Source organism: Nonomuraea sp. 3-1Str, assembly GCF_031570565.1.
Lineage (GTDB): Bacteria > Actinomycetota > Actinomycetes > Streptosporangiales > Streptosporangiaceae > Nonomuraea.
In genome coordinates, this window is the sequence record NZ_JALHBK010000019.1 from 1 (window position 1) to 13,718 (window position 13,718).

A 13,718-nucleotide genomic window follows, 5' to 3' on the forward strand; every position below is an offset into this window, starting at 1 on the left:
ACTGGGGCCAGCGCATCGGCAGCGAGTACTTCATGAGCAACCTCAACGCCGACAACATCCACATCCTGCTGCACGAGATGGGGCACTCGTTCGGCCTGGACGACTTCTACGACTGGACGCCCACGGGCCAGTGCTGCTTCATCATGAAGGCGGGCAGCGCCACCTCGATCACCGAGTTCGACGCGTGGATGCTGCGCGACTGGTGGCGGCACCTGAAGAGTCGCTATGGCTACTAGAGTCACGGCAGTCCTCTGCCTTCTCCTCGCGCTCCTCGTGGCCCCCGCCGCCGACGCGGCCGCCAAGACCGTGTACATCCCGTCGCGCTGGGCCGGCACCGGAGAGGTGCCGTGGGTCAGCTCCCGTACCAAGGAGTCGGCGAACTTCATCCTGCTGTGGGGCGACCGGTCGGGCACCGACCCCAGGACGGCCCCCTCGCCGTACCGATTCGACCCCGACAACATGCTGTCCCAGCTGGAGAGCCTCTACTCCTTCTACGTGAACACCATGAAGTTCACGCCCGAGACCGGCCTGCTGGCCCAGTACAAGATCATCGTCATCGTCACCACGACGTGGTCGAACGCGCCGCTCGACGCGTGGGCCACGGGCGGCTCCACCGACGGCAAGGTCGGCGTCATCAACATCGCCCCCGCCGCCGCGCAGCCCGGATCCTGGGGCCTGGCCCATGAGCTCGGCCACGTCTTCCAGAACTACACGTTCCTCGGCAGGCCCGGCTACGGGCTGGCCCACCCGAGCGCCGGGACGTTCTGGGAGGCCAGCGCCGAGTTCATGGCCATGCAGGTCTACCCCAAGACCGCCGCGGGCGACCTGACGAGGTTCATCCGCACCGAGAACCTCGCCTACAGCAGCAGCCGGCACCACTACGGGGCCTGGATGCTCCTGCAGTACATCAAGGACCGCGACGGCCTGGCCATGTTCAACCGCATCTGGAACGAGGCCCGCGACACCGAGCACCCGCTGGAGGTCTACCGCCGCATCTCGGGCATCGACCAGGCCGAGCTTAACCGGCGCGTCGGCGAGTACGCCCAGCACAACGTCACCTGGGACTACTCCAACCGGGCCGACGTCATGCCGTTCATCACCAGCCTGTACCCGTTCGTCACGGCCTACAACGGGGTGGCGGTGGAGCCGGTCAACGCCGCCGCCGGCCACTTCCGCGTCTCCGACGCCCTCGCCCCGTCCGACTACGGCTACAACAAGATCCGCCTCGTCCCCAGCAGCGACGGCGCCCTCATCCGGATGCGTTTCAGGGGCCACGTCAACAGCGCGGCGCAGTCGGGCTGGTCGTACGGGTTCGTCGCGGTCAAGAACGGCGTCCCCCGTTACGGCCCCGTCACCAGCTCACCCAACGGCGAGGTGACCTTCCAGACCCAGCCGGGCGAGAAGGACGTCTACCTCGTGGTCGTCGGCGCCCCGGCGGCCGTGCACAAGTACGCCTTCCTCGACGGCTACCCGCGCAACTACCGCTACCCGTACCAGTTCCGCCTCCAGGGCGCCCTGCCATGGGGGTACGAGCCGGGCCACGTGCGTCCGGCCGCGCCGGGCAACGGCCACTGGCACTCCAACGGCGGCGGCTGGGTGGACAACCGGGCCAACGTGGCCGCCACCGCCTACGTCGGGCCCCGGGCCGCCGTCTACGGCAACAGCACCGTCAGCGGCAACGCCCGCGTCGAGGACCTGGCCTGGGTCAACAGCGGCGCCACCGTCACCGGCAACGCCGTGGTGAAGAACAGCGCCCTGGTCCAAGGAGGGGCCAACCTGAGCGCCAGCGTGGTCATCGGCGGCGACGCCGAGCCCGCCACGGCCTGCGGCTCGGGGACGTACCTGATGTTCAATCCCGACCGCCGCTGCGACGGAGGCGCCGGCGAGGCCGACGTGAACCCGGCCCACCCGATCTTCAGCGACAGCGACCTCGCCTTCGGCGGGGGAGCGCCGAACTGACCTGACCCTCCACCGCGCGGCAGGGTCGCGGACGGGCGCCCGTCCGCGACCCTGCCACGCGCCGCACCCCTCGCCACCTGGAGATATATCCGGCGCGGCTCGGGTACAGGACCGAATGCCGCCCCTACGGGGTGCGTGTCCGTGTCTCGACCGGAGGTGCCCATGGATCCGTCGCGTCAGGAGACCGGTGAGGTCACCGGTACCAAGGACAAGGACTACAACCTGATCTGGTTCGTCGAGAAGTGCCTCAGCAACGCGCTGCGGCTGGAGAGCTACATCGCCGACGCCGAACGGGCCGGCGACTCCGAGCTGGCGGACTTCTTCCGCAGAGCCCAGGCCGAGAGCCACAAAGGCGCCGAGCAGGGCAAGGAGCACCTGCGCCGGCGGCTGGCCGGCTGACCGGCCGTCGCCGGCCTCCTCTCAGGACGAGTTCTCAAGGCGAGTTCTCAGGGCGAGGTGATGGCCTCGATCGCCGGTCGGGGCGCCCGTCCGAGCAGCGCGCGCAGCTCGCCGCCCGTACGGCCGAGGAAGCCCGCGGCGATGGCGGAGTAGGTGCCGACCAGCATCGGCACCTGGAACGCCTCGACGCCGAGGGCGGTGATGCCCGCGCGGGCCTCGGCCAGGGTCCCGGGCTCGTAACGGACGTGCGCGCCGTACGCCCGGGCCAGGTCGGCGCCGCCGACGGCGTGCTCGCCGACGAGCTCGTGGACGCGGCCCGCGTGGGCGGGTGCGTCGGTGACGACGAGCGCGGCGGCGTCGGCGAGATCGGCGCGGGCCACGACGGCCGCCCGCCCGTCGCCCAGCGGCGCGGTGACCGTGCCGTCCGGCGACGGCGCCGTGAGCAGGGCCAGCAGCTCCGCGTAGAGGCCGTTGCGCAGGATCGTCCAGGTCAGCGCGCTGTCGCGCAGCCGGCGCTCGGTCCAGCGGTGCGGCAGCGCGTACGGCAGGTGGTCGCCGTCCGCGGTGAGGCTGGTGTAGACGACGTGGCCGACGCCGGCCTTCTCCGCCGCGGCGATGGCGGCCTCGTGGCGGGCGATGACGGTGTCGTCCTCGCCGTAGCCCGCGGAGATCAGCAGCAGCACGTCGACGCCCGCGAACCCCTCGGCGAGCGTGTCTGGGGCGTCGAAGTCGATCCGGCGGACGGGCGACGTCCCCCGGAGACGCTCGGGCGCGCGGGTGCCCAGGACCACGTCGTCCCGGCCGGACAGCCTTTCGGAGACCAGCGCGCCCAGGGCGCCGGTGGCGCCGGTGACCAGAATCATCGAAGTTCTCCCTGGCGGTAGGTTCTTCTTGGTAACCACGACCATGCTGCGGGTCCGTGCCGCGCGGCGGAAGGAGGCACTTCGATGTCAGTGGGGCACACGGCGGTAACCACCCAGCCCGTGGTCACGTGCGGGGGAGAGGGCGAGGACTGCGGCATACGCGAGGTTCTCGACCGGATCGGCGACAAGTGGTCGGTGCTGGTCGTCGTCGAGCTGGCGCAGGGAGTGCGCCGCTTCCGGCAGCTCCAGCGCGCGGTCCCGGGCATCTCGCAGCGCATGCTGACGCTCACCGTACGGCGGCTGGAGCGCGACGGAATGATCACGCGCACCGTCCATCCGACCATCCCGCCGCAGGTCGAGTACGCCCTGACGCCGATGGGCCACAGCCTGACGCACCTGGTCAAGACCCTGGCCGACTGGTCGGCGGAGCACCGCGACGCCGTCGCGCTGGCCCGCCGCGACTGGGACGAGCTGAACCCCGGCTCCGGCGTGCGCTGACTGAGCTCCGGTCAGCTGCTCCGGCGGCCTGGGTCCCGGGGGAGCCTAGCCGAGCAGCAGCGCCTCCCGCCTGGCCAGCAGCCGCGACTGCTCGGCCCACAGCTCGGCAGTGCGGGACCGCAGGTGCGCGCCCATGTCCTGCACCCACTGGGCCGTCTTGGCGACTTCGGCGTGGGTGTTCGCGATGCGCTGATGTTTGAGCAGGTCGGTGATGATGTTGTCGAAGAACGTGTCGACGAACCACCGCGTGTCCACCTTGGGCAGGTGCGGACGTGCGGAGACGCCGACGTCGGCCAGCTCGCGGGAGAAGACGTCCAGGGCTCGCTGGGCGTGCCACGCGGCCTGGTCGGCGGTGTGCAACTGGCCGTGCTCGATGGCGTCGGCGAACAGGCCGCCGCCGAGCACGTCCCAGGTGGAGGCGCTCTTGGCCGAGCTCAGATGGCGCAGCACCTGACGGAGCGCGTCATGCGCGGCCTTTCCGGCCTGCTGCGCCTCCGCGTGCTCACGCAGGTCCGCCGCCACCCGGTCCAGAGCGGCGCCGAGGTCGACCAGCTCCCTGGCGCGGGCGTCACCACCGCCGACGAGCTGCCGCTCCTTCTCGGCCAGTGACGCCGCGTACTCCTGCGGGGCCGTCGCGAGCCCGGCCAGCTCGGCCTCGGTGGCGCGCGCGTCCGCCTCCAGCCGGGCCAGGCGGGCCCGGTGGCCCTCGACCCGCTGCCGGGCGGCGGCCGCCTCGGCACGCTCGCGGTCCAGCCGCTCCGCGCGGTCGCCCAGCAGCCGGGCCAGGACGGCGGACAGCCCGCCTTCCAGGCGGGTGACGTCGTTCTCCTCCTTGGACAGCTCCAGCTCCAGGCCGGCCAGGGTACGGCGGGTGTCCTGGATCTGCTCCGCCGTCGCCTCCCGCAGCCGCCGCAGATGATCCGCCCGGCGCACGCGGGCGGCCGCGTCCCGCAGCCGCCCGTCACGATCAGGTGAGCTCATCATACCTCGAAGGACGAACGAGATGCCCCCGATGTTCCCCACCTCCGGCCGGGCCGCCGGTAGAGCCGGGCTGCTGGGGAAGGTGCCGTGGCTGAGACCCGGCGGGAACCGCGATGATCGCGGTTGGATGGTGCGGCGATGGTCGACATGTGGGGAGTGCGGTGGACGTTCCGGTCGCTGAGCGGTTGTCGGAGGACGATCCGGTTGTGGAGTCGGTGCTGACGGCGAGCCGCGCGTTGGTGGGCGTGGCGGCGCGGTCGATCGCGGCGGCGGGCGGGGACGTGACGCTTCCGCAGTACCGGTTGCTGGTGGTGATCGCGGCGCGCGGCCCGCAGCGGCTGGCGAGCCTGGCCGACGCGCTGGACGTGAGCCAGTCGACGGCGTCGCGGATGTGCGATCGGCTGGTGGCCAAGCGCCTGGTGCGACGCGGCCGGCCCGCTGATGACAGGCGGACGGTGAGCATCGCGCTCACTCCGCAGGGGCGGGCGCTCGTGGACGGGGTCACCCGGCATCGCCGTGGCGACCTGGCGCGAATCCTGGGCCAGTTGACGCAGGATCAGCGGGAGGCGGTGGTGGCGGCCCTGAGCGCGTTCGCCCAGGCGGCGGACGAGAAGGCGGTGCCCGAGATCTAGCGGACGTTCCTAGACGAGTCTTTCCAAATGTCCGGTTGTTCCGTCCGGCCTGTGTGGTTGCTGCCCTATGTCACGATGCTGACGTGGACATCTCCGACATGACAGCTGCCGCGTACGAGGTGCATCGCCGCTGGCGTGCCTGGGAGGCGTCTGACGGAGACTTCATCGTGTTCGCCGATGGTTCTCTGTCAGTGATGGACCTCAGGTGCCTCTCCTTGCCGGGTCGGCTCAACGATCTCCGAGCTGAGCGATGGGAGTGGGTCGAGCTCCTACGAGCCACCGCGTGGACGGCCAACGACTGGGTGGATGTCGATTGCGTGCTCGCCTCATGCACCTACGCCGGAGTCCGCGCTTTGGCAGGAGAGTCAGCCGCCCACGGCAGCATCGGCTGGGTCGCCCTGACGCGAGACGATGACGAAGGCGCTCTGGAATGGGTCGTGATCTCCAGCGGGTCCAATCCGTTTGCCGAGGTCGCCCTGGATGAGACCACCGTGACGGCAATCAGTACCGCAGGCCGTGTCTGGGCCTTTCCCAGGAACGCCCCTCAACAGGTGAAGATCACTGTAGATCCGGCCTACCCTCGATCCGGGTTTCGCTGACTGGGATGCTTGCGGAGGCGAAAGGGAGGGTGTCCATGATCGGTTGTGACGATGAACCTGGACACCCTCGTGACCGCACTGTACGTGAAGATCGATGACGAGTGGGCGGGTATCGCCCGCCTGCCGGGACGGCCGCCGAAGCTCAGTCACTCGGAGTTGCTGTGCCTGGCGGTGATGCAGGCGATGCTCGGCTTTCACAGCGAAGCCCGCTGGCTGCGGCACGCCCGCGCCCACTACCGCCACCTGTTCCCCTTCCTGCCCCAAGACTCCGGCTACAACAAACGGCTACGCGCCGCGCTACCCGCGATCAAGCGAGTGTTCCGACTGCTGGCCATCGACAGCGACTTCTGGCACGACACGGTGTGGATCAGCGAATCGACGCCAGTGCCGTGCGGGATGTCCCGGCCGACGGTCAAGCGGTCGGAGCTGACGGGACTGGGCCAACTACGGCTACTGCGCGTCGCACTCGCGGTTCTTCTGGGGGCTGCGGCTCTACCTGGTGTGCACCCCGGCGGGCATGCCGATTCTGTGGGCGCTGGCCGATCCCAAGCTCGGTGAGCGCGAGGTGCTGGCCGCGCTGCTGGAGGTCGAGGCCGACCTGGTGGCCGCTCGGCCCGGCCTGCTGCTGATCACTGACAAAGGATTCGCGTCCAAGCAGTTCGAACGATCACTGTCCGAACAGGGCATCACCTTGCTGCGGCCTTCCCGAAAGAAGGAGGTCTTACGGCCCGGCGAGCCGATGCTCAAGAAGGTGCGCCAGCTCATCGAGTCGGTCAACGACACCCTAAAGGGCCAGCTTGACCTGGAACAACACGGCGGGCGCACTGTCGAGGGCGTGGCCGTACGGGTCGCCCAGCGCGTCCTGGCGCTGGCCGCCGCCGTATGGCACAACTTCCAGACCGGGCAGGCGGTCAGCCGTTCACTGACCGCCTATGACCACTGATCATATTCGGAACGACTCGTCTAGTCCTGGGCCGGTTCGCCGCCAGGCGGTTCAGGTGGAGGCGTGGGACCGCGTCGGACCGGCCGGGCCAGCTCGCTCAGCGCCTCCTCCAGGGTCGGCGCCGCCGCAGCAGCCGTGGCTCCCGCGGCGTGTCCGCTCCCTCCGGCCACGATCAGCCGGCCGCCCGCCGCCGCCGCGTATCGCTCGGCGTCGGCCAGCAGGATGTGGCCCGCGGAGTCGATCTCGTCGGTCCGGCACACGTCCACCACGACGAGCGGCGGCATGCGCGCGGCCAGGGCTTGCACCAGGGGGCGCTCGAGCGTGCCCGCGGTGTCGGAGGTCAGCAGGCCGCTGAGCGTGAGGACGATCACCGGGCCCACGCTCCACTGCCGCACCCGAAGGGCGGAGCGATCCGGTGGAAGCGGCTGGTTCCGGCTCACGGCTGCCCTTCGATCGCATGACACTTCCACGCCGACCAGACTTCCCGGCTCACCGTCCACGACCGTAGCAGATCCTTGCCATGTGCAAGAAATTCCGGAGGCGCGCGGTCGACGGCGCGCCGATCGGCGGCGATCACGGCGGACACCCTGGCGGCCCTCGTCCGGAGAGCTACGGCTGCGCTCCTCCTCGTGTCCGTGCGGGGGAACGGTGTGACCGGCGTACGGCCCAGCCGACGCCGACCGCCAGCCCCGCCACCGCGTAGGCCGCCGTGGCCGGGCCGGACAGGTAGGCGACCGCTCCGGCCGCCGCCACGGTGAGCCATTCCCACCTGCCGTCCATGGCGACCATCGCGACCACCAGCAGCGCGTACCAGGAGTACGCGGGCGTGAACAGCAGCAACAGCGACCCGGTGACCAGCAGCGCCCCGGCCCAGGGCCGCTCGGGGTCCCCCTCGCGCAGCACGTGCAGGACGACCAGCGCCAGCAGGAGGATCGCGGCGAACGGTGCCCCGGAGTCGGGCAGCGCCAGCCGCACCAGCGCGTACCGGCTCTTGGCGGAGGGGTCGGCGTACTCCTCCTCCCGCACGTACCCGAACAGATAGCCCAGCACGGAGCCCCGCGAGACCAGCGCGTACGGCAGGTACGCCGCCATGACCACCAGCGCGGCCGGCACCACGACGACGAGACGCCGCCGCCACGCCACCCCCTGCCTGAGCACGCCCGACAGGGCGCCGGGCAACGCGGTGGCGGGCAGCAGCTTGGCCGCGACCGCGGCGCCGAGCAGCGCCCCGCGGCCCCGGCCCCGGACCACGCAGAACGCCAGCACCACCAGCAGCACGCCCAGGACGTCGACGTGCGCGTTGTTCACCGCCTCGACCGGCACGGCCGGGCACCAGCCCCAGGAGGCGGCGGTCCGCACGTCCCTCCATCGGCACAGCGCGAGCAGCACGGCGATCGCCATCAGCGCGCCCCCGAGCTGGAGGACCTTGTGCCGCGACCCCTCGGGCGAGAGCCGGTGCACCAGAAGGAAGTACCCCTCGGCGACCGGCGGATAGATCGTGTGCACGGCGGGCCGGTTCATCCGGGTGCACGTTCCGTCCCCGAGCGGAGCGAGACGAGGCGCCGCGCAGTCGCCGGGGAAGAGCCAGTCATCCCGGAGGAACGCCAGCTCCGGGTCGGCGGGGGCGTAGTCGTAGGGGGAGATGCCCGCCGCCTGCACCCGGCCGTCCCACGCGTAACGGTAGGAATCGGTGCTGGTGCTCGGCGGGGCCACCAGGCCGGTGGCGGTCACGGCGATGCCCCCGGCCACGACCAGGCCGGTGAGACGACCTGCCGGCAGGCTCCGCGCCACCCACAGGGCGGCGGCGAACAGCGCCCACCCGGCCAGATGCCAGCCGAGCAGACCGGAGCCCCCGAGCGCCATCCTGACGAGGACGGCGACCAGGGCCGACAGGACCGCGACAGCGCACACCATGCGCCCGCCGGCGCCGTACCTGCTCACACCGCCGAGCTTTCCACCGCCGGCGCAGGTCGAGGCCCTCTGGAGCCGGAACGTCCGGAGTCTGTAAGAACTCCGCAGGGAAGGCGCGCTTTCTCACGACGCCTCGCAGGGCGCCGGGGCAGCCCCGTCCACGGTGAGGTGGCGCAGCAGGCGTACGGTCACCGAGGGGCTGATCAAGGCATCGCCTGCGGCTGCCGCCCTGATGCCCTCCACGAGGAGCACCGGCCCCGCGTGTTTGAGCAGAAAACCACAGGCTCCTGCATGGAGCGCGGAGTGCACGTACTCGTCGAGGTCGTAGGTGGTCACGACGATCACCCGCATCGGTGCCGCCACCTCGGGGCCGGCCAGGCGTCGGGTGAGTTCGAGCCCGTCCATGCGCGGCATGCGGATGTCGGCGACGACCACGTCCGGCCGGAGCTCGCGGGCGAGGTCGAGCGCGGTCACGCCGTCCGGCGCCTCGCCCACCACCTCCAGGTCCGGCTGGGCCTCGAGGATCGTGCGGAAGCTGCGTCGGACGGTCGGCTGATCGTCGGCGATCAGAACCCGGATGGTCATGGGAACACCGCCTTCACGACCCAGCCGCCGCCGGCGGCGCGGCCGGAGGTGAACTCGCCGCCCAGCGCCTGCACCCGCTCGGCCAGCCCGGCCAAGCCGACGCCGGCGCGTTCGGCGGACGGCAGACGCGGCAGGGCCTGGTCGCGCGCATGGTCGGCCACGGTCACGACGACCGCCCCCCCTTTCGTCTGTCACCTGGATGGCGACGCTCGACCCGGCCGGCGCGTGCTTTCTGACGTTGGTGAGCGCCTCGACACGATGCGGTAGATCGTGGTCGCGACCTCGCGCGGCACCGGGCCGGATGGTTCGACGCGCATCTCGGTGTCGGGGAAGCCCGCGTCGGCGAAACGCCGTACCAGATCGGGCAGGCTGTCGAGCCCGGGCAGTGGCTCGGCGGAGGCGCTCTCGCCCTCCAGCTCGCGCAGCATACGCACGGTCCGGTCCATCGACGCGAGTGCCCGCGCGCCGTCCTCCTCGATCGCCCGCAGTGCCGCCGCGACCTCGGACGGATCGCGGTCGAGCAGGATCTGCGCCGCCTGGGCCTGGATGACCATGGCGCTGACGTCGTGGGCGACGAAGTCGTGCAGGTCGCGGGCCAGCTGCAGGCGCTGGGTGCGGCGGGCCTGCCTGACCGCCTCGACCCGGCGCCGGTCGAGGGTGCGGAGATAGGCGCCGAGACCGATTGCGCCTGCCGTGCCGATGGACCAGAAGAGGGCGAGAGCGACCGCTTCGAGGCCCGAGGGCGGCGGCTGGGTGATCTGCAACGCCAGCAGCGCTTCGGAGGTCGCGGCCACCGCCACCGCCGGGACTGCCTGCCGCACGGCGGCCCAGCGCACGGTCAGCGTGATGAGCGTGAGCACGGCAACCGTGTGGGTGTAGGTCGACGGACCGCCGGAGATGCCGGGACCGGCCAACCAGGCGAGCGTGCACGTCGCGCCGACCACACCCGCGGCCGCCGTGATCGCCGCGAGGAGGGGGCGCGCCCTCGGCCACCAGACAACCGACATGGCCGCGACCGCGAGCATCGCGGGCACGACGACGAGCGGGCTCGGAAGCGGCCGCAAGACTAATGCGAGCGCGAGCGCGCCGGCCACCGGCAGCCCACCTGCAAGAAGTCTCATAGCGGCACCTTAGGGCAGCGGCCCGCGCCGGCGAATCGGCCGATCGGCAGATGTCTTCCTCCCCGCGTGAGCGCAGTCTGGGTGCTGATTCCAGAAGCCGGGAGGCGACGATGGTACGGAAGAGACCGGTGATGTTCGGCGCGCTGCTGTCCAGCGCCGTCTGCGGAGCACCCGGCTACCACCGGTGGGCGGGCGGCGGCGGGTCCCGACCCGCGAGCCGTCGACGGTGCGAGCCTGTTTCGCCGGGGCCGATGCGGGTGCGAGGGCTCCGGTGATCGCCCTCACGTGTACGGCGGGCGTCCTGGTCGCCGCCGTCGCCCTGAGGTGGCGGGGGAATGCCCGGTCCCTTCTGACGAACAGCCCTTGAGATCCTTCGGGGTCCTGCGGTCCCTCCAGCGCCATGAACAGCCGTTGGCGCTGAGAACGATCTCGCCGGGGGCACCGGCCGGCAGAAGTGGACGCGGGAGGGATGGCTGTCGTCCGACCTTCGACGGCCTGGCCCCGACGACCCGATGGATCAAGATCGAAAAACACCGCTATCCAGTTGTCCAGACAGTCCCGGAGGCAGAAGAATGACCATCAACCTGCTGCACAAGGCTCCCGCCACCAGCGACACTGAACAACCCGTCCCACGCTGGGCGCTGCGTGCCGCCTACGCGCTTCCCTGGCTGCTGCTGCCCTCGTGCCTGTGGAGATTGCCGTTCGCCTTTCACTTCGACATGGGGCAGCTCAACGACGCGCCTGTGTCGCCGTTGTGGATCACCATCCCGTACGTCTTCGGGCTCAGTGTGCTCACCGAACTGGCGGCGCTGCTCAGCATCGGACTGGTGCGCCGGTGGGGCGAGGCGGCCCCAGGTTGGATCCCGATCGTCGGCGGCCGCCGCGTGCCGCCGATGGCGGCGGTCGTCCCTGCCGCGGCCGGTGGGCTGGTGCTGACCGCGGTCTCGGTCTGGATGGTACTCACCTGGGTCGGCGTCTCCGGCCGCATGGCGTACGAGAACGGCTGGTGGCAGGCGCTGGCCATGGTCTGCATCACCCCGCTCGCGCTGTGGGGACCGACAGTGCTCGTCCTGGCCCACGCCTACCACCGGCGCCGCCGCCACGCCTGAAGGCGCTGCCAGTCATGGATCTCCGTCGACGTGCCGACATAGCCGTGGCGCGCCGCGCTCCAGAACGTTGCAGGAAAGAGCCCTTCCGTGATGTGACTTGGCGGTGTGCGGCGGCCAGGTGGTCGCGCCAGGAGGTGATCCCGCGCGGGGTGACGGCCGACAGGTGGTCGTGGCCGAGGCCGTCGGTGAGCCAGGCGATGAAGCGCCGCCCATGGCGGGCTGTCTCAGCGGCGACTTCGTCGGAGCGCACTCCGCGGCCGGCCAGGGTGAGGCAGCGGCCGGCCCAGGCGGTGAGGCCGTCGTCGGTGTCGGCGAGGCCCTCGGAGAGCCCGACAACCTTTCGTGAAGTGCTTCTGGCGGGATCGTGGTTGCCTTGGCGGGAGGTCGAGCTGGGGGTGCGGGAAGGTGAGGTGGTCAAGTGGTGATGCGGTCGAGCCACTCGGTCAGCAGCGTCTTCTCGGCGGCGGTGAGCGTGTCGACGTGGGGCAGAGCGGCGTGCAGGGCGACGGCGGCGGTCACTGGTCCGGGTTGGCGTCCGATGGGCTGGTCGGTCGTGATGGCGGCGATGACCGCTTCGCGGGCGGTGGGTGACAGGGCAGGGTCGCGCTGATCTTCGGGCGTGGCGATGAGGGCGAGGGTCGTACCGGAGCCGGCGGCGTGGACGAGACCGGCGGCGAGGGCTTCGGGCACCCGTAGGCGACCTGCTTCAGCGATGCGTCGGATGTGGTGGGCCAGGATGTCGGCGGCGGCACGCGCGGCCGGTGAGGCGGCGGCGCGCGGCCGGCCGTACATGAGCGTGTAGAGGGCGGGGCGCGCCAGGCCCAGCTCCACGTGCAGGTCCCACCCTCGGCGCAGGTCGGCTACGGGATCGTCGGACAGCGGCACGGCGGACTTGGTGGCGAGGTAGGCGTGCAGGCCGTGGGTCGCGACCGCGTCGAGCAGCCCTTGCTTGTCGCCGAAGAAGCGATAGATGGTCGGAGGTTGCACCCCTGCGGCAGCACTGACCGCCCGGGTGGAGACCGCCTCCTCGCCGGCCTCCCCGAGCAACTCCAGGGCTGCGGCGATGATGCGCTCGCGCGGGGAGTCGACCTCTCTGCTGTCCACGTCGCCAACGATAACACAACTGTGTTTCCGTCGTTATTAACAGTGCTATGGTCATCATGGTTCCAGCGATAGCGATCCGGCTTCGGCGGTTCGCACTCATGAGAGGGAGAAGCGATGATCATCGTCACCGGGGCCAGTGGTCAGCTCGGCAGTGCCGTCGTGGACCATCTGCTGCGGCTCGTAGCCGCCGAGCAGATCGGTGTCAGCGTCCGCGACCCGCGGAAACTCGCGAGCCTCGCCCGACGTGGCGTGCGGGTCCGGCACGGCGACTTCGCCGAGCCCGCGAGCCTGCGGGACGCGTGGGAGGGCGCGTCCCACGTGCTGATCGTGTCGGCGAACAGCACCGGCGCCGAAGCCGTGCGCCTGCACCGCGACGCCATCGACGCCGCTGTGGCGGCAGGCGCCAAGCGCATCCTCTACACGAGCCACATGGGCGCCGACCCGTCGTCTCCGTTCCCCCCGATGCCCGACCACGCCGCCACCGAGGAAGCCCTGCAGGCATCGGGAACGGCGTTCACCTCCCTGCGCAACGGCTTCTACGCCTCGACGGTGCCCCAGCTGCTGCGGCACGCGCTGGACACCGGTGAGCTACGCGTCCCGCAGGACGGACCCGTCGCGTGGACCGCCCACGCCGATCTTGCCGAGGCCGCCGCACGCATCCTCGTCGACGGGCGATTCGACGGCCGCACCCCGCCGTTGACCGGCCCGGAAGCGATCGACATGAGTCGCGTGGCCGAGATCGCGTCGCGCATCACCGGCCGAGCGATCCGGCACGTCGTCATCTCCGACGAGGAATACCGGCATGGTCTGCTGTCGGCGGGGCTGCCCGCACCGGCGGCCGAGCTGCTGGTCGGCATGTTCGCCGCCAGCCGGCGCGGCGACTTTGGGGCCACCGACCCCGCCCTGGCCGACCTCCTCGGCCGTCCCGCGACGACGATCGAGGACTACCTGCGCGGCTCGCTGCCCACCATGGACAACTGACCGGCCGACGGTCCCGTGCTCGTCGCGAGGCCC

The 13,718-nt window shown here is 71.1% G+C and carries 16 protein-coding genes and 2 pseudogenes; 9 read left to right on the forward strand and 9 right to left on the reverse strand.

Annotation, left to right across the window (positions count from 1 at the left end; genetic code table 11):
• From MTP10_RS26865 to MTP10_RS26875, 3 genes are all read left to right on the forward strand, one after another.
• Positions 1 to 236 (forward strand): hypothetical protein (locus MTP10_RS26865; RefSeq protein WP_310712466.1); only part of this gene is annotated, 236 nt, incomplete at its 5' end.
• A complete protein-coding gene (locus MTP10_RS26870; protein ID WP_310712467.1) occupies positions 226 to 1,959 on the forward strand; it encodes a DUF6055 domain-containing protein in 1,734 nt (577 codons plus the stop codon). The genes MTP10_RS26865 and MTP10_RS26870, both read left to right, overlap by 11 nt.
• Before the next feature lie 162 nt (positions 1,960 to 2,121).
• Positions 2,122 to 2,358 carry a hypothetical protein gene (locus MTP10_RS26875; RefSeq protein ID WP_310712468.1) on the forward strand — a complete coding sequence of 79 codons (237 nt, stop codon included), beginning with the start codon at positions 2,122 to 2,124 and terminating at the stop codon, positions 2,356 to 2,358.
• Positions 2,359 to 2,405: 47 nt separating this feature from the next.
• On the opposite strand, the gene MTP10_RS26880 is transcribed toward MTP10_RS26875, so the two are convergent.
• Complete coding sequence (locus MTP10_RS26880; RefSeq protein ID WP_310712469.1) at positions 2,406 to 3,221, reverse strand: NAD(P)H-binding protein; 816 nt, start codon at positions 3,219 to 3,221, stop codon at positions 2,406 to 2,408.
• An 84-nt stretch (positions 3,222 to 3,305) separates the two neighbouring features.
• On the opposite strand from MTP10_RS26880, the gene MTP10_RS26885 reads away from it, so the two are divergent.
• Positions 3,306 to 3,719 (forward strand): helix-turn-helix domain-containing protein, encoded by a 414-nt coding sequence (locus MTP10_RS26885; protein WP_310712470.1) that lies wholly within the window; start codon positions 3,306 to 3,308, stop codon positions 3,717 to 3,719.
• A 45-nt stretch (positions 3,720 to 3,764) separates the two neighbouring features.
• Here the strand turns inward: MTP10_RS26885 and MTP10_RS26890 are convergent, their stop codons facing one another.
• Positions 3,765 to 4,703, reverse strand: a complete 939-nt coding sequence (locus tag MTP10_RS26890) for a hypothetical protein (protein ID WP_310712471.1) — start codon at positions 4,701 to 4,703, stop codon at positions 3,765 to 3,767.
• 158 nt (positions 4,704 to 4,861) lie between these two features.
• On the opposite strand from MTP10_RS26890, the gene MTP10_RS26895 reads away from it, so the two are divergent.
• The 3 genes and pseudogenes from MTP10_RS26895 to MTP10_RS26905 all read left to right on the forward strand — a co-directional run bounded on the left by MTP10_RS26895 (position 4,862) and on the right by MTP10_RS26905 (position 6,874).
• On the forward strand, positions 4,862 to 5,332 hold the full coding sequence (locus MTP10_RS26895; protein ID WP_310712472.1) for a MarR family transcriptional regulator: 471 nt from the start codon (positions 4,862 to 4,864) through the stop codon (positions 5,330 to 5,332).
• Positions 5,333 to 5,415: 83 nt separating this feature from the next.
• Positions 5,416 to 5,931: a hypothetical protein gene (locus tag MTP10_RS26900; RefSeq protein ID WP_310712473.1), complete on the forward strand. Its 516-nt coding sequence runs from the start codon at positions 5,416 to 5,418 to the stop codon at positions 5,929 to 5,931.
• A gap of 45 nt (positions 5,932 to 5,976) precedes the next feature.
• Positions 5,977 to 6,874 (forward strand): annotated as a pseudogene (locus tag MTP10_RS26905) (IS982 family transposase).
• A gap of 20 nt (positions 6,875 to 6,894) precedes the next feature.
• Here the strand turns inward: MTP10_RS26905 and MTP10_RS26910 are convergent.
• The 6 genes and pseudogenes from MTP10_RS26910 to MTP10_RS26935 form a co-directional block, all read right to left on the reverse strand.
• Positions 6,895 to 7,245, reverse strand: a complete 351-nt coding sequence (locus MTP10_RS26910) for an STAS domain-containing protein (protein ID WP_310712474.1) — start codon at positions 7,243 to 7,245, stop codon at positions 6,895 to 6,897.
• Between the two features lie 65 nt (positions 7,246 to 7,310).
• Positions 7,311 to 7,451: a hypothetical protein gene (locus MTP10_RS26915; RefSeq protein ID WP_310712475.1), complete on the reverse strand. Its 141-nt coding sequence runs from the start codon at positions 7,449 to 7,451 to the stop codon at positions 7,311 to 7,313.
• A gap of 32 nt (positions 7,452 to 7,483) precedes the next feature.
• Positions 7,484 to 8,815, reverse strand: coding sequence for a glycosyltransferase 87 family protein (locus tag MTP10_RS26920; protein ID WP_310712476.1), 1,332 nt, complete (start codon positions 8,813 to 8,815; stop codon positions 7,484 to 7,486).
• A gap of 114 nt (positions 8,816 to 8,929) precedes the next feature.
• Positions 8,930 to 9,370 (reverse strand): annotated as a pseudogene (locus tag MTP10_RS26925) (response regulator transcription factor); the annotation flags it as partial.
• Complete coding sequence (locus MTP10_RS26930; RefSeq protein ID WP_310712477.1) at positions 9,367 to 9,537, reverse strand: hypothetical protein; 171 nt, start codon at positions 9,535 to 9,537, stop codon at positions 9,367 to 9,369. The gene MTP10_RS26930 and the pseudogene MTP10_RS26925, both read right to left, overlap by 4 nt.
• 24 nt (positions 9,538 to 9,561) lie before the next feature.
• A complete protein-coding gene (locus MTP10_RS26935) occupies positions 9,562 to 10,491 on the reverse strand; it encodes a histidine kinase (protein WP_310712478.1) in 930 nt (309 codons plus the stop codon).
• Positions 10,492 to 11,063: 572 nt separating this feature from the next.
• On the opposite strand from MTP10_RS26935, the gene MTP10_RS26940 reads away from it, so the two are divergent.
• A complete protein-coding gene (locus MTP10_RS26940; protein WP_310712479.1) occupies positions 11,064 to 11,600 on the forward strand; it encodes a hypothetical protein in 537 nt (178 codons plus the stop codon).
• A gap of 414 nt (positions 11,601 to 12,014) precedes the next feature.
• Here the strand turns inward: MTP10_RS26940 and MTP10_RS26945 are convergent, their stop codons facing one another.
• Positions 12,015 to 12,704 (reverse strand): helix-turn-helix domain-containing protein, encoded by a 690-nt coding sequence (locus MTP10_RS26945; protein ID WP_310712480.1) that lies wholly within the window; start codon positions 12,702 to 12,704, stop codon positions 12,015 to 12,017.
• Between the two features lie 114 nt (positions 12,705 to 12,818).
• Between MTP10_RS26945 and MTP10_RS26950 the strand changes: the two genes are divergently transcribed.
• Positions 12,819 to 13,685, forward strand: coding sequence for an NAD(P)H-binding protein (locus MTP10_RS26950; protein ID WP_310712481.1), 867 nt, complete (start codon positions 12,819 to 12,821; stop codon positions 13,683 to 13,685).
• Positions 13,686 to 13,718: the final 33 nt, after the last annotated feature.

Excerpts from the sequence above, each read along its gene's own strand:
- MTP10_RS26950 (WP_310712481.1), top strand. The coding sequence starts at position 12,819 with ATGATCATCGTCACCGGGGCCAGTGGTCAGCTCGGCAGTGCCGTCGTG.
- MTP10_RS26890 (WP_310712471.1), bottom strand. The coding sequence starts at position 4,703 with ATGATGAGCTCACCTGATCGTGACGGGCGGCTGCGGGACGCGGCCGCC.
- MTP10_RS26880 (WP_310712469.1), bottom strand. The coding sequence starts at position 3,221 with ATGATTCTGGTCACCGGCGCCACCGGCGCCCTGGGCGCGCTGGTCTCC.
- MTP10_RS26940 (WP_310712479.1), top strand. The coding sequence starts at position 11,064 with ATGACCATCAACCTGCTGCACAAGGCTCCCGCCACCAGCGACACTGAA.
- MTP10_RS26885 (WP_310712470.1), top strand. The coding sequence starts at position 3,306 with ATGTCAGTGGGGCACACGGCGGTAACCACCCAGCCCGTGGTCACGTGC.
- MTP10_RS26870 (WP_310712467.1), top strand. The coding sequence starts at position 226 with ATGGCTACTAGAGTCACGGCAGTCCTCTGCCTTCTCCTCGCGCTCCTC.
- MTP10_RS26935 (WP_310712478.1), bottom strand. The coding sequence starts at position 10,491 with ATGAGACTTCTTGCAGGTGGGCTGCCGGTGGCCGGCGCGCTCGCGCTC.
- MTP10_RS26875 (WP_310712468.1), top strand. The coding sequence starts at position 2,122 with ATGGATCCGTCGCGTCAGGAGACCGGTGAGGTCACCGGTACCAAGGAC.